This window comes from Micromonospora sp. TSRI0369 (assembly GCF_001905625.1).
Taxonomy (GTDB): Bacteria; Actinomycetota; Actinomycetes; order Mycobacteriales; family Micromonosporaceae; genus Micromonospora; species Micromonospora echinospora_A.
Genome location: NZ_LIVU01000012.1, coordinates 111,455 through 126,236 on the forward strand (window position 1 = coordinate 111,455; position 14,782 = coordinate 126,236).

Genomic DNA, 14,782 nt, shown 5'->3' on the forward strand with positions numbered 1-14,782 from the left:
TGAATCGTCGGAGTCCATTCTCCAGACGCCTGTGACAACCTCGCGAGTAACCCGGTTCTTCCCGAACGGTCCTTACGAAATCGCGCTCCCGGACCGGTTACTCGCCCCGGCCGGCCAGGTCCCGGATGCGCCGGGTCTGCGCCTCCCGCTCGGCGCGCTGCTGCTCGGCGTGCGAACGGTTGGCCGCGCCCGCCAGGAGCGCCTTGATCTCGACGATCGCGTCCCGGTTGTTGGCGAGCAGCCCGGCCGACAGGTCACGCACCGCGGCGTCCAGCTCGTCGTTCGGCACCACGAGCGTGGCCAGGCCGATCCGGTCCGCCTCGGCGGCGTCCATCCGGCGGCCGGTGGCGCAGATCTCCAGGGCACGCGAATAGCCGACCAGCTCGACCAGGCGGCGCGTGCCGGCCAGATCGGGCACCAGGCCGAGCGTCACCTCGGCCATCGAGAGCTTGGCGTCGGCGGCGAGCACACGCATGTCGCAGGCGAGCGCGAGCTGGAAGCCGGCGCCGATGGCGTGGCCCTGCACCGCGGCGATCGAGACGACGTCCGGCCGGTGAAGCCAGGTGAAGCCGCCCTGGTATTCGGCGATCCGGTCGGCGCATTCCGCCTCCGGGAGCGCGGCCAGCTCGGCGAAGGAACCCGGCCCGGTGGCACCCGCGACCGCCAGGTCCAGGCCCGCGGAGAAGGCTCGCCCCTCGCCGCGTACGACGACCACGCGGACGTCGCCGGGCAGGTCGCGGGAGAAGTCGCTCATCGCGCGCCACATCGCCGGGGTCTGCGCGTTGAGCACGTCGGGCCGGCACAACGTCACCGTCGCGACCGGCCCGTCGCAGTCGAAGCGCACTCCGGTCGTCTCGGCGGTCACCGGACGGCCCGGAACATTGCGCTGATGGACGACGCTGGGCGGCGGGTCACGCCTTCTTCCGGCGCCGGGCGCCGCCGCGCTGCCGCAGCTGCACGCCGGATTCGGTGAGCACACGGTGGATGAACCCGTAGGAACGGCCCGTCGAGGCCGCCAGAGCACGGATGCTCTCACCCCCGGTGTACCGCTTTACCAGGTCTTTGGCGAGCGTCTGACGCTCGGCCCCGACGATCCGGCGACCCTTCTCAGTGCTGGTGGCTGTGCCGGTGGCTGCCATGCTGATCCCTCACGTCCCAGACTGTGCGGTTCGGATACGGTCCCACCTATTAGACCGCCTCGGACGATCATGCGCCAGATATCAACTATTCGCCAACCGACACGCTACGCAATGTCAGCTTCCCGATAGAGTGATCCTTCCGACCGGCTGATCCGTACCGGCCCGCCGGACGAGCCCCTCCGCGGCAGTTCGGCGAGGTCGCGGCATCGCAGCGGGTCGACAAGCCCCCACCCCGACCCGTGACCACCTGTCCATGCCGGCGAAAGCACGAGAGGTGCCGCCAACCGACCCACCGATCGACAGGCGACGATTCGCTTCGCGCCACTTCGGCGAAGTGGCGGCATCCTCCCGCATGATCGACACCACTTCCCCGAAGTGGCTGCATCACCGTGCTCCGGACACCTCCACTTCGGCGAACTGGTGTGGATCATGCGGATGGCTCGTGCGGGGAAGGCCACGAAGGCAGGCCGGGCCGGCGGGCGGGGTCAGGTGGCCTGGGTTGGCGCTGGGACGTCCGGTGTGACGGGCCGTATCGTGCCCGGGGTGATTGACGTGATCACGGCCGCGGCGGGTGCCGCCGGTGTCTTCGCCGCCACGAACCTCGATGACATCGTCGTGCTCACCGTGCTCTTCGTGGCCGCCCGGCACAGCGGGCGTCCCCGGCCGTGGCAGATCGTCGCCGGGCAGTACGCGGGTATCGGCGCGCTCGTCGCGATCGCGGTGGTGGCCGCCGCCGGGCTGCTCGTGGTGCCGGACCCGTGGCCTGGCCTGCTCGGGCTGCTGCCGATCGGGCTCGGCGTCCGCGCGTTGCTGTCCCGCGCCGACGACGACGAGCCGCCAGCGGTGGTCGGCAGCCTGCTGGGCGTCGCCGGGGTGACCGTGGCGAACGGCGCGGACAACATCGCCGTCTACGTACCGGTGTTCCGCTCCCTCGACCCGGCCACCGGCCTGGCCTGGCTGCTGGTGTTCGCGCTGCTGGTGGCCGTGTGGTGCGCGGTCGCCGCAGTACTCGGCGGGCACCCCCGGGTAGTGGCCCTGGTCGGCCGCGCCGGCCACTGGCTGGTCCCGGTGATCTTCATCGTGATCGGCGCGACCATCCTGCTCACCTCCGGCGTCCTCCCCCACCTGGCCGCTCTCCTGACCTGACCGGCACTCCAGGCGCCCCGCCGGCCCGACACCAGGCCCGCCCGACCCGACGCCGATCGCCCCGGCCTGAGCCCACCCAGCACGAACTCGCCCGCCCCGAGCCCAGGCCCACCCGACCCAAGCTCGCCCGGCCAGACCCAGACTCAGGCCCGCTCAGCCCGGCGCGGCACGCCCCTACCCGACCCCGTCGATCATGAAGTTGACGGCAATGTGGATCTTCAAAAGTGCCGCCAACTTCATGATCAACGAGGAGAAGGGCGGGGAAGGCCGAGCAGGAGCGGGAGTCAGGCCAGCTCTACCAGTTCCAGCAGGTCGTCGGACCAGGCGTCCTCGTCGCCGTCGGGCAGCAGGATGGCGCGGTCCGGCTTGAGCGCGCTCACCGCGCCCGGGTCGTGCGTGACCAGCACGATCGCGCCCGGGTAGCGGGCGATCGCGTCGAGCACCTGCTCGCGGCTGACCGGGTCGAGGTTGTTCGTCGGCTCGTCCAGCAGCAGCACGTTGGCGCCGGAGCAGACCAGCGTGGCCAGCGCCAGCCGGGTCTTCTCGCCGCCGGAGAGCACACCGGCCGGCTTGTCCACGTCCTCGCCGGAGAACAGGAACGCGCCGAGGATCTTGCGCAGGTCGGTGTCGGTCTGGTCGGACGCGGCGCTGCGCATGTGCTCCAGGATCGTCCGGTCCACGTCGAGCGTCTCGTGCTCCTGGGCGTAGTAGCCCAGCCGCAGCCCGTGCCCGGGGCGCACCTCGCCGGTGTCCGGCTCCAGCAGCCCGCCGAGCATCCGCAGCAGCGTGGTCTTGCCGGCGCCGTTGAGGCCGAGGATGGCCACCCGGGAACCGCGGTCCACCGCAACGTCGACGTCGGTGAAGATCTCCAGCGACCCGTACGACTTGGACAGGCCGGTGGCGGTCAGCGGCGTCTTGCCGCACGGGGCGGGGCTCGGGAACCGTACCTTGGCGACCTTGTCCGCGACGCGGACCTCGTCCAGGCCGGAGAGCAGCCGCTCGGCGCGCCGGGCCATGTTCTGCGCGGCGACGGTCTTGGTGGCCTTGGCCCGCATCTTGTCCGCCTGCGCCATCAGCGCGCCGGCCTTCTTCTCGGCGTTCGCCCGCTCCCGGCGGCGGCGCCGCTCGTCGGTCTCCCGCGCCTCCAGGTACGCCTTCCAGCCCAGGTTGTACGTGTCGACCACGGACCGGGTGGCGTCCAGGAACCAGACCTTGTTGACCACCGCCTCCAGCAGCGAGGCGTCGTGGGAGATCACGATCAGGCCGCCCTTGTGGTTGGCGAGGAAGCCGCGCAGCCAGGTGATCGAGTCGGCGTCGAGGTGGTTCGTGGGCTCGTCGAGCAGCAGGATGCCGCCGCCGTTCTCGCCGGCGTCGCGGAACAGGATCCGGGCCAGCTCGATGCGGCGGCGCTGACCGCCGGAGAGCGTGCCGATGGTCTGCGCAAGGGCGCGGTCGGGCAGGCCGAGGTTGGCGCAGATCCGGGCCGCCTCGGCCTCGGCCGCGTAGCCGCCGAGTGAGGCGAACTGGTCCTCCAGCGCGCCGTAGCGGCGGACCAGACGCTCGTCGTCGGCGCCCTCGGCGAGCTTGTTCTCCAGTTCCTTCATCTGCGCCATGAGCACGTCCAGCCCGCGGGCGGAGAGCACCCGGTCCCGGCCGGTGACGTCCAGGTCGCCGGTACGCGGGTCCTGCGGCAGGTAGCCGATGGCGCTGCGCCGGTCGATCTGGCCGCCGTACGGCTGGCCCTCCCCGGCGAGCACCTTGAGTGTGGTGGTCTTGCCGGCGCCGTTGCGCCCGACCAGGCCGATCCGGTCCCCCGGCTGCACCCGCAGGGTGGTGTCGGACAGCAGGATCCGGGAACCGGCGCGCAGTTCCAGGCCGGTGGCAGTGATCATTTCGGAGTACTCGCTCTCGGGTCCGGAAGGGCTGACTCAGGGCACGCGAAAGCGCCGGCGGGTGGTGATTTCCCGTCGGCGCGGGGCCGTTCAGCCTTCGCAGCGCAGCACGGGAGCAAGTGTACCGGGCCCGGCGGACCCTCTCCGCCGGATTACCGGGCAAGATCATCGGGTACCGAAAACGCCGTCCGGACCCGGTCCGGTACCGCAACCATCACAAACGGACACATCGGTGATCGGGGTCAACATGGAGCTGAACGAGAACGCGCGCGTCGACACCAGCCAGGTGGACGACCGGCGAGGGTCCGGCGGAGGCGGCGGGATGGGCATTCCGATCCCGGTCGGCGGTGGCCGGGGCGGGATCGTGGGCATCATCATCGCCGTGCTCGTCGCCCTGGTGGGTGGCGGCTTCGGCCTCAACGCCGCCACCAACGGCGGCGGCTCCGAGCAGGGTGACAACACCTCGCTGGAGCAGAAGTGCTCGGCGCAGGACGCGCTGGAGCAGCTCGACTGCCGCAACACCCTCTACGTCAACTCGATCCAGGCGTACTGGCGTACCGCGATGCCGGAGGCGTTCGGCGAGCAGTACAAGCCGTCGAAGACCGTGTTCTTCAGCCAGAACGTCAGCACCGCCTGCGGCGCCGCCGACTCCGGCGTCGGCCCGTTCTACTGCCCGGCCGACGACCAGGTCTACATCGATCTCACGTTCTACCGGCTGCTGGCCGATCAGCTCGGCGCCAAGGGCGAGTTCGCCCAGCCGTACGTGCTGGCCCACGAGTACGGCCACCACGTGCAGGACCTGCTCGGCACCGAGGCGCAGATGCGCCGCCAGCAGGAGCGTGACCCGAAGAGCGCGAACGCGCTGTCGGTGAAGCTGGAGCTGCAGGCCGACTGCTACGCCGGCGCGTGGGCGAAGAACGCCACCGGCACCGCCGACGAGCGCGGGCAGAAGATCTTCAAGAGCATCACCGAGGAGGACATCTCGCAGGCCATCGACGCCGCCGAGAAGATCGGCGACGACGCGATCCAGGAGCGTTCCGGCCGCCCGGTGAACCCGGACGAGTTCACCCACGGCACCTCGGAGCAGCGCAAGCAGTGGTTCACCAAGGGCTTCACCACCGGTGACCCGAAGTCCTGCGACACCTTCGGCGCCGGGGCCTGATCCCCGCTCGGCCATCGGCCCGCACCGCCGCAGACGGCGGTGCGGGCCGATGTCGTTTCCGGGGCCGGTCAGGCCGGCAGCGTCACCTGAGCGGGAGTGGACCGGTTGGCGGTCGTCCCGTCACCGAGCTGACCACCGCTGTTGTCGCCCCAGCACCACAGGCCGGCGTCGGTACGGATCGCGCAGCCGTGGTCGGTGACCGCGAGGCCGCCGGTCCAGCTGGTGGCGGTGCCGACCTGGGCGGGCGCGGACCGGTGGGTGGTGCTGCCGTCGCCCACCTGTCCCGCCGAGTTCTTGCCCCAGCACCACAGGGTGCCGTCGGTGCGGGACGCGCAGGTCGTGTCGCTGCTCGCGGCGATCCGGCTCCACGTGGTGGCGGTGCCGATCTGCACCGGCGCGGTCCGGTACGAGCCGCTCACGCCGAGCTGCCCGTATCCGTTCTCACCCCAGCACCACAGCGCGCCGGAGCGGATCCCGCAGGAGTGCGCGTACCCGGCCGCGACGCCGGTCCACCCGGTCGCGGTGCCGACCTGCGCGGGCGCGGTCTGGGGCGCCAGGTTGCCGAGCCCGAGCTGGCCGTCCGAGCTGGACCCCCAGCACCAGAGCGTGCCGCCGGTGCGGACACCGCAGGTGTGCCCGTAGCCGGTCGAGACGCTCACCCAGTCGGTGGCCGTGCCGACCTGCAACGGGGTGTTCGCGACGTACGGCGAGGCGCCGACGCCCAGCTGGGTGGTCCGGTTGAAGCCCCAGCACCAGAGCGTGCCGTCGGTGCGTATCGCGCAGGTGTGCTGGGGGCCGGCGTCGACCTTGGCCCAGGTGGTCGCGGTGCCGACCTGCACCGGGGTGCTGCGGCTGGTGGTGCTCCCGTCGCCGAGCTGACCCCGGAAGTTCGAGCCCCAGCACCACAGCGTCCCGTCCGTGCGGACCGCGCAGGTGTGCCCGGAGCCGGCGTCGACATTCGTCCAGGTGGCGGTGCCGACCTGCGTCGGGGCGCTGCGGTTCGTGGTGGTCCCGTCGCCGAGCTGACCGCCGTAGTTCGAGCCCCAGCACCACAGTCCCCCGTCGGTGCTGATCGCGCACGTGTGCGCGCCGCCCGCGGTGACGCTGCTGACGGTGGGCGCGGCGAGCGCGGCGCGCTGCACCGGGCTCGCGTTCGCCGTACCCGCGGTCAGCGTGGCGGTGAGCACGAGGCTTCCGGCGCTCATTGCCGCCGCCGCGACGAGGAGTCTCGTCGCACGGCGCCACCGGGCCCGCAGGCGGCCGTCCAGATATCCGCTCATGAAGTTGTTCTCTCCCAACGATGTCGGCGCGTGATGGCGGAGGCGAAGCTGCCCTGCGGGTCGCCCGGAGACCCGGCTTCGTGACACCGACGATAGGCATCGAGTCGATTCGATGCACCATCGAGAAGCGGGATTGAGCCGTCTTGAGGTGATCTTTCCTGTTCAGCGGACCAGGATGTGGACCGCCCGGGCGGCGGCGACGGCGGCCACCAGGACGGCGTGCCGGGGCTCCGGCACGTCGAGCAGGCGCGGCGCGCGCAGCGCCGCCAGCGGGGCCAGCCGCCGGTCGGCCAGCACCGTGTCCACCGCGCGCCGGTCGCCGCCGCACACCAGCGTCGTCAGCGTGCCCGCCTCCGGCAACAACAGGCGTACGGCCAGCTCGGCCGCGTCACCCAGCGCCGCCTTCGCCTGGTTGTCACGCCGCCGGGCGAACCGCTGCTGGGACCAGCCGCCCGCCGCGGTACGGCCCTGCACGTACCGGGTGTCCACCTTGGAGACCACCAGGTCGGCGCCGTCGGCGATGCCGAGGGCGACCGCGCCCTTGCGGGCCAGGAGCAGACCGATCCGGCGGGCCGCCGTGGCAGAGGCGACGAATCCGGGTACGTCGTCCGACGCGCTCGCGCCGGGCGGGGTGTGCAGCTCGGCGGTGGCGTCGTCCGGGGCGGTGAGCAGCAGCCCGTACTCCTGGACGGTCGTCGCCGGCGGGCCGTGCCGGTCGGTGAAGCCCTCGACCCAGCGGGCGACGCGGCCGGGGTCGACCTCGACCCACCGGCCGCCGCCGGCGGCGGGTCGGCTGCTCATGGCCCGACGGTACGCCATCGCCGGACCCGGGAACGCAACGCGGGAGGACACCGTGACCGGTGCCCTCCCGCGTCTACCGGGTGGATCAGTGGACCGTGAGGTTGCCGCCCTTCAGCGTGACCTCGGCGGTGCCGCCGCCCGTCCAGTCGGACGAGAAGAGCAGCGAGCCGCCCTTCCAGAGCGTGACCCCGACGGTGTCGTTCCTACCGGGGGCGCCCCGGTCGGTCACCGTGACGGCCAGCGTCAGGCCGGAGGCCACCAGCTTGCCCTTGCTGTCGTAGAGGGCGGCCTGGTAGCGCACCTGGGCGGCCTTGCCCGCCGAGGTGACGCCGAGCGCGTCGACGGTGTCGGCCTTGATCGTGTACGCCTTCCCGCCGGAGCGGAACTCGATCTCGGCCCTGCCCGTGGCGGGCTTGTTCACCTTGCCCGGCTTCGCGTTCAGCTCCACCTCGACGGTGGAGTTCACGTCGGCCGGGTAGGTGCCCGCCGAGCGGGTGGCGGTCAGGTGCCCGCCACCGGTGAGGAACCCGCCGTCGGAGGCGGCCACTGTCACCTGGGCGGTGGTGCTGCCCGTGTAGTTGCCGCCCACAGTCGCGGTGACGGTGTGCGTGCCCTTCGGCAGGGTGGCCTCGCACGTCGCGGAGGCGCTCGTGGTGGCCGTGCCGAGCAGGGCCGGCACCGCGGTGCAGAGCGTCACGCCGCCGGAGGTGAAGGTGACGGTGGCGGTCCGGATGTCGCCCGCGGTGGCGTCCGTCGCTCCGGGCAGCACCGAGCTGTCCCGGATCACGGCCCGCAGCAGGGCCTTGCCGGAGGCGCCGCTGGTCGCGGTGTTCACAAGCGTGTCCCCGGCCCAGCTCACCGCCGCGTCCTCGGCGGCGACCGTGATCGTGAACGAGGTGCTGCCGGTCAGGCCCGAGCCGTCGGAGACGGTCACAGTGACCGGGTAGTCACCCGGGACCGCCGTCGTGGTGCCGGCGACCGTCCAGGTACGCGAGCCCGGCCGGGCGTCGGTCGCCGAGGTGCTCGTGACGGCCAGGGACAGGCCGGCGGGCAGCCCGGTGGCGGCGGCGGTCAGGTCCGCGCCCGTGGTGTCGCCGTCGGTGGCGGTCACAGTGACGGCAGGCGAGAGCGCGTCGCTGTACTGCACGCGTACGCCGTCCGGGGCGGTGCTGGTGACGGCCGGGGCGGACCGGATGGTGAAGTCGGCGTCGTTGACGTCGAAGAAGACGTTGCCGACCGCCTCGATCTTGATCCGGGCCTTCCCGGTCGCCACGTTCGGCAGCGTCACCGTCGCCGAGCCGGTGTTGGCGGTCTGCTCCGCCAGCACGTACGGGAAGGTCAGCCCGCCGTCGGCGGACAGCGAGATCTTCACCTGCGCGGCGTTCACCGGCGCCGCGTCGGTGCCGGCCACGTCCCACGTCACGGTCTGGGCCGAGCCGCCGTCCAGGACGGCGGCGGCGCCCTGCGAGGTCACCAGGAACGGACCCGCGTCCGGCGCCAGCACCACTGCGACGTCGCCGCTGCCGATGCCGCCGCCACCCAGCCGTCCGTCCCGGGCGGTGAGCTTGAAGTGCAGGGTACGGTCGCCCGCGATGCCGACCCAGTCGCGGGTGGGCAGGAACTCGGAGTAGCAGTCGACCAGCTCGGCCGGCACGTTCGAGGCGCCACCGGTGGCCGGCGGCGCCGGGGCCGCCGGGCAGGCGCCGGTGGCGGCGTTGGTGTTGCCGGCCAGGATCTGCCGCATGTCCGGGAAGACCCGGGTCGAATCGGTGGTGACCGCGTTCAGACCCGGCGAGTAGTACTTCAGCGTGTCGGTCGGCGACACGATCGCCGCCTCGCTGAACACCCGGAACAGCGGGCCGTTGACCTTCGTGTTGTTCGTCAACGCGGTGCCGGTCGTGGCGCCCCTGTCGTTCTGCTCCCACAGGTACGTGATCGTGTCGCCGTCGGCGTCGGTGGCACTGCCGGTCAGCGCGAACGGCGTACGCACCGGAATGGTGACGGTCTCCGGCACGGTGACCACCGGGGCGTGGTTGGTGGTCTCCTCGACCAGCCAGCCGCCGTTGTCGATGGCGCCGCCCTTGGCCGTCTCACCGACGAAGCCGGAGGTGCCAGAGGCGTTCGTCAGCTCCAGCGACGCCACGTTGGTGGTCGCCAGCGTGCCGCCGAACGTCACCTGGAAGCCGTTGTCGTTGAGCGTGCCGCTGCCACCGAACGCGGCCACTGTGACAGTCGCGCCGGCCGGCCAGCCGGCGATGCCCTCGATGGCCGCCTTGATGCCGGCGGTGGTGTAGTTGACGCCCCGCACGATCGGCGCCGAGTCGCTGCCCGCGTAGCTGACGGTGAAGGAGTCACCGTCGGCGTCGAACCCGTACAGCGAGACGTTCTGCACCTCGTTGATCGCCGGGCGGTTCGAGGTGACGTAGTTGGTGATCTCGGTGTAGCTGCGGTGCGACCAGTACGGGTCGCTGTGCGGCTGGAGGTTGTCCTGCTGGCAGATGCCCGCGTACGCCATGATCGACGAACCGCTGCCCGGCTCGTACGAGTTGGCCGCGCTGCGGTTGCCGCCCGAGCAGTTGTACTGCGTGCCGTTGAAGGTGTGGTTGCCGGCGAACTGGTGACCCATCTCGTGCGAGACGTAGTCGACCGCGTAGAAGTCGCCGACCGGCGTCGGCAGGCCGGTGCAGCCCTGCGCCTTGCCGTTGCCGCCGATCACGCCGAGGCTGGCCACGCCGCCGCCGTTGACGCCGAGGCCGATGTGGCCCACGTCGTAGTTGCTCGCGCCGACCAGCTGGCCGAGCACGATCCGGTTCCGGCTGAGCGTGCCGCTGCCGCAGGAGGTGAGCTGCGCCGGCGTGAAGCAGGCCGCCGCGCCGCACGGGCCGTTGGGCTCGGTGGCCAGGGCCGGCGTGTTCAGGTTCGTCTTGTCGGTGTCGTTGATCAGCACGAGCCGGATCGCCGTCTCGTCCTCGTAGATCTGCGTGACCCGGTTCATCAGCGTCACCTTCGCGGCGGTGACGTTCTCCGCGCCGAAGTAGGTGGCGTACGACGGGTCGGTCACCAGCGCCACCCGGTAGGTGCGCAGCTTCACCAGCGGCCCGGCCGGCACCTCCGCCTCGGCGATCTCCTCGGCCAGCGCGTGCGCCTCCTGCGTGACGTCCTCACGCTCGACGAACTCGCCCTCCGGGTGCTCCAGGTCGCGGGCGAAGTAGCTCGCGTACAGGCTCTGGTCGCGCTGGTAGTACGGGTCGATGTACCAGTTGCCCTTGGCCGAGCGGACCGAGGCGTGGAACCCGAGCGGGGTGAGGTCCGCGCGGATGGTCGCGGTCGGGTCGTCCAGGCCCTTGCCGGCGTACGTGGTGATGTCCGGGTGCTTCGCGGCCAGGCCGGCCTCCATGACCGGCGAGTCGACCAGCTCGAAGCGCTGGAACGTGCCGTCCGGAGCGGGCAGCGACACCACCTGCTTCGGCACCCGGGCCACCGCCACGCGCTTCTCGGCCGGCGCCTTGTCCAGCAGGCCCTGCATGGTGCCGCGGTCCAGCTTGTACGCGGCCAGCCGCTTGGCCTTGATGGCGGCCTCGCGGCCCGCCTTCGTGGCCGCGGGCTTGCCGTCCACCTTCTGCCACGGTCCGTGGACGCCGGGTGCGGCGGAGGCGGGCGTGGGCGCCGCGAGAACGGGAAGCGTCGCCGCGGCCAGCGCGGCGACGAGGAGGGCAGCGGTCCGTCCGCGCCGAGCGGGTTGCCGGTCGCGCGGCGGACGCCACAGGGTGATCCTCAAGTCTTCTCCCTGCTGGGTCGAGTGTGGACCGACGGACGACCGGCGGGGATGACCGGACGTACGTGAACGGTCCACGGATTGTTCCGTGACCCTAGGACCACTAGCGACTGCGAACATCACCCGCAAAGAGGATGCGGTTCCACGTGGACGGTGCTTAAGGTCGTCCCCGCTCGCGGGATCCGCGCCTCACAAGGCCGAGACGAGTCAGACACCGAGCACTGTGGCGACCGCGAGGGCGGCGATGATGACGCTGGACAGCAGCGCGGTGACCCGCCGCCCACGGGGACCGGTGAGGGCCCGGCCGATCAGCGAGCCGCCGCCGGCGATCAGCAACTGCCAGCTGGCCGAGGCGAGGAACACCCCGGCGGTGAAGGCGGCCGCGCGAACCGGGGCGGATCCGAGCACGTCGCCCCGGCCGAGGACGAGCGCCACGAAGTAGACCACTGTGGCCGGGTTGAGGAGGGTCAACGCGAGAACCGCGGCGAACGCCCGCACCGGCGTGTCCAGCCCACCCCGCGCGCTCGGCTGTTGCGTGGTGGCCGGCGGGCGCAGCGCGCGCCAGGCGGTGAGGCCGGCCAGGGCCAGCAGCACGCCGGCGGCGATCAACCGCAGCGGACCCGCGAACGGCGCGAGGCCACTCGCCACCGCGGCCCCGCCCAGCGCCGCCACGGCAGCGTAGAGACCGTCGGCGGTGGCAACGCCGAGCGCCGCCGCCGCACCGACCCGGAACGAGGTACGGGCGCTGAGCCCGAGAATGAGGATCGCGATCGCGCCGACCGGAATGGCGACGCCGTAGCCGGCGACCAGGCCGGCCAGGAACGCCCCGCTCACGACGACGGGTGGTGGGGCGAGGCGGCCGAGGGCAGGGCGCGCTGTCGACGCGCGGCGGTAGCCGCACGGACAGGAACCTGCTTCGGGTACGCCTCGATCACCCGCTCATCCTGCACCCCCGCTCCCCCACCCCGCGACCACTTTTCCCGCGCCTGGTTTGAGCTGGGCTGGGCAGGGCGGGGCGGGGCTGGAGATCTTGGCACGAGATCTAGCTGTTTTCTGGCCCCGCCGCCAGTGACGGTGCTGTCATCCCACCTTGATCGACACCATTACGCCGATGTGGTGGCATCAGAGCCACTCCGACCACACCACTTCGGCGTAATGGTGTCGATCAAGCGAACATGTGACGGTTTTCCCAGCATGAGGGAGCCGCGTCTCGACATGAGGGAAACGGAGAGATCTTGGAAGGAAGTGGCCCTCAGAGGGGCCTTCTCCTTCCAAGATCTCCCCGGGGGGCAGCAGACGCTGCGGGCGCGGCACCCCGTCAGGGGTGCCGCGCCCGTGGCCGTGACAGGGAGAACTGTCAGACGTTGAAGCCGAGCGAGCGGAGCTGGTCGCGCCCCTCGTCGGTGATCTTGTCGGGGCCCCACGGCGGCAGCCAGACCCAGTTGATCCGGATGTCGTTCACGAGGCCGCCGCCGGGACCGGTGGTCAGCGCCTGCCGGGCCTGGTCCTCGATCACGTCGGTCAGCGGGCAGGCCGCCGAGGTCAGCGTCATGTCCAGGGTGGCGATGTTGTCGTCGTCGACGTGGACGCCGTACACCAGGCCCAGGTCGACCACGTTGATGCCCAGCTCGGGGTCGACGACGTCCTTCATCGCCTCTTCGATGTCGCCGACCGCGGCCTTGCTGCCGGCCGGCGCCGCCGCACCCGCGGCCGCGCCGTCAGCAACAGTCCCGTTGACGGCCGCGCCACCGGCAACCGTGCCGTCGGTCGCCACCGCGCCGGTCTCCGAGGTCATGTTGGTCTCGTCGCTCATGCCTTCACCTCCGGGCTCACGCCCACCCCGGCGCGTGCCGCGGCGTCCTTGAACGCCATCCACGACAACAGCGCGCACTTGACCCGGGCCGGGTAGCGCGCGACACCCGCGAACGCCACCCCGTCACCGAGCACGTCCTCGTCCGGCGTGACCTGGCCCCGTCCGGACATCAACTGCACGAACGCCTCGTGCACCACGGCGGCGTCGCTCGCGGCCCGGCCGCGCAGCAGTTCGTGCAGGATGCTCGCCGACGCCTGGCTGATCGAGCAGCCCATCCCGTCGTACGAGATGTCGGTGAACACCGTGCCGTCGGTCGCCACCCGCACGGTGATCTCGTCGCCGCAGGTCGGGTTGACGTGGTGCGCCTCGCCGACCCGGGCCGCCGGGTCCGCCGACTCCCGCAGGCCGCGGCCGTGCGGGTGCTTGTAGTGATCCAGGATGATCTCCTGGTAGAGCTGGTCGAGTTGCATCACTCGAACACCTTCCGCACCTGTTCCAGACCCGCCACCAGGGCGTCGATCTCCGCGGTGGTGGTGTAGAGGTAGAACGACGCCCGCGTCGTGGCCGCCACCCCGAACCGCGTGCACACCGGCCGGGCGCAGTGGTGGCCCACCCGCACCTGCACGCCGAGCGAGTCGAGCACCTGCCCGACGTCGTGCGGGTGCACGTCACCGAGCGCGAAGGAGATCGTCCCGCCCCGGCCCACCGGCACGGTCGGGCCGAAGATCCGCAGGCCCGGCACGGTGGCGAGGGCGTCCAGCGCGTACGCCGTCAGCTCCTTCTCGTGCCACTGGATGGCCGGCATGCCGATCGCGGTGAGGTAGTCCACCGCCGCGCCGAGCGCGACCGCCTCGGCGATCGGCGGGGTGCCCGCCTCGAACCGGGCCGGCGGCGCGGCGAACGTCGAGCCCGCCATGGTCACCGTCTCGATCATCGAGCCGCCGCCCATCACCGGGGGCATCGCGGCGAGCAGCTCGCCCCGGCCCCAGAGCACACCGATGCCGGTCGGGCCGCACATCTTGTGCCCGGTGAAGACGATGAAGTCGGCGTCGTAGTCGACCACGTCCATCGGCAGGTGCGGCACCGACTGCGAGCAGTCGAGCAGCAGCAGCGCGCCGACCTCACGGACCCGCGCGGTGATCCGCGAGGTCGCGTTGACGGTGCCGAGGATGTTCGACATGTGCACCAGCGAGACGATCTTCGTCCGCTCGGTGACCAGGTCGTCCAGGCCGGACTCGTCGAGCCGGCCCTGGTCGGTGACCGGGAACCAGCGCAGCGTCGCGCCGGTGCGCTCCGCGAGCAGCTGCCACGGGACGATGTTCGAGTGGTGCTCCATCTCGGAGATCACGATCTCGTCGCCGGGGCCCAGCCGGAACCGCGGGTCGCCGTCCGCGCGCAGCGAGGCGTTGGAGAACGCGTACGCCACCAGGTTGATCGCCTCGGTGGAGTTCTTGGTGAACACCACCTCGTCGACGCTCGGCGCGTTGATGAACGCGGCGATCTTCGCCCGCGCGCCCTCGTACGCCTCGGTGGCCTCGGTGCCCAGCGTGTGCACCGAGCGCGACACGTTGGCGTTGTGCAGCGCGTAGTGCTCGGCGAGCACGTCGAGCACCTGCCGCGGCTTGTGCGAGGTGTTGGCGCTGTCCAGGTAGACCAGCGGGTGGCCGTTGACCTCCCGGTCGAGGATCGGGAAGTCGGCCCGCACCTTCGCCACGTCGAAGCGCGGCACGTCGTCGTACTGCGGCATGCCCGCCGGGATGGCCATCGAGGTCAT

At 71.7% G+C, this 14,782-nt stretch carries 12 protein-coding genes; 2 read left to right on the top strand and 10 right to left on the bottom strand.

Features of this window, described 5'->3' with window-relative positions:
* Positions 1–97: 97 nt before the first annotated feature.
* Positions 98–865 (bottom strand): enoyl-CoA hydratase/isomerase family protein, encoded by a 768-nt coding sequence (locus AMK25_RS28135; protein WP_073831395.1) that lies wholly within the window; start codon positions 863–865, stop codon positions 98–100.
* A 46-nt stretch (positions 866–911) separates the two neighbouring features.
* Positions 912–1,139 carry a helix-turn-helix domain-containing protein gene (locus AMK25_RS28140; RefSeq protein WP_007072022.1) on the bottom strand — a complete coding sequence of 76 codons (228 nt, stop codon included), beginning with the start codon at positions 1,137–1,139 and terminating at the stop codon, positions 912–914.
* 543 nt (positions 1,140–1,682) lie between these two features.
* Here AMK25_RS28140 and AMK25_RS28145 point away from each other — a divergent pair.
* Positions 1,683–2,285, top strand: coding sequence for a cadmium resistance transporter (locus AMK25_RS28145; RefSeq protein ID WP_241826524.1), 603 nt, complete (start codon positions 1,683–1,685; stop codon positions 2,283–2,285).
* Between the two features lie 284 nt (positions 2,286–2,569).
* On the opposite strand, the gene AMK25_RS28150 is transcribed toward AMK25_RS28145, so the two are convergent.
* Complete coding sequence (locus AMK25_RS28150) at positions 2,570–4,177, bottom strand: ABC-F family ATP-binding cassette domain-containing protein (protein ID WP_073831396.1); 1,608 nt, start codon at positions 4,175–4,177, stop codon at positions 2,570–2,572.
* Positions 4,178–4,424: 247 nt separating this feature from the next.
* On the opposite strand from AMK25_RS28150, the gene ypfJ reads away from it, so the two are divergent.
* Positions 4,425–5,339 carry a KPN_02809 family neutral zinc metallopeptidase gene (ypfJ, locus tag AMK25_RS28155; RefSeq protein WP_073831443.1) on the top strand — a complete coding sequence of 305 codons (915 nt, stop codon included), beginning with the start codon at positions 4,425–4,427 and terminating at the stop codon, positions 5,337–5,339.
* Between the two features lie 68 nt (positions 5,340–5,407).
* On the opposite strand, the gene AMK25_RS28160 is transcribed toward ypfJ, so the two are convergent.
* From AMK25_RS28160 to AMK25_RS28190, 7 genes are all read right to left on the bottom strand, one after another.
* Positions 5,408–6,619: an RCC1 domain-containing protein gene (locus AMK25_RS28160; RefSeq protein WP_073831397.1), complete on the bottom strand. Its 1,212-nt coding sequence runs from the start codon at positions 6,617–6,619 to the stop codon at positions 5,408–5,410.
* 162 nt (positions 6,620–6,781) lie between these two features.
* Complete coding sequence (locus tag AMK25_RS28165) at positions 6,782–7,420, bottom strand: acVLRF1 family peptidyl-tRNA hydrolase (protein WP_073831444.1); 639 nt, start codon at positions 7,418–7,420, stop codon at positions 6,782–6,784.
* Positions 7,421–7,505: 85 nt separating this feature from the next.
* Complete coding sequence (locus AMK25_RS28170) at positions 7,506–11,198, bottom strand: M12 family metallo-peptidase (RefSeq protein WP_241826525.1); 3,693 nt, start codon at positions 11,196–11,198, stop codon at positions 7,506–7,508.
* Between the two features lie 204 nt (positions 11,199–11,402).
* Entirely contained in the window at positions 11,403–12,029 is a 627-nt protein-coding gene (locus AMK25_RS28175) for a LysE family transporter (RefSeq protein WP_073831399.1), read from the bottom strand.
* Positions 12,030–12,552: 523 nt separating this feature from the next.
* On the bottom strand, positions 12,553–13,008 hold the full coding sequence (locus tag AMK25_RS28180; protein ID WP_443189934.1) for a metal-sulfur cluster assembly factor: 456 nt from the start codon (positions 13,006–13,008) through the stop codon (positions 12,553–12,555).
* Complete coding sequence (gene sufU, locus AMK25_RS28185) at positions 13,005–13,478, bottom strand: Fe-S cluster assembly sulfur transfer protein SufU (RefSeq protein WP_073831445.1); 474 nt, start codon at positions 13,476–13,478, stop codon at positions 13,005–13,007. Before sufU ends, AMK25_RS28180 begins: the two co-directional genes overlap by 4 nt.
* Positions 13,478–14,782, bottom strand: a complete 1,305-nt coding sequence (locus AMK25_RS28190; protein WP_073831400.1) for a cysteine desulfurase — start codon at positions 14,780–14,782, stop codon at positions 13,478–13,480. The genes sufU and AMK25_RS28190 overlap by 1 nt, the downstream gene beginning before the upstream one ends.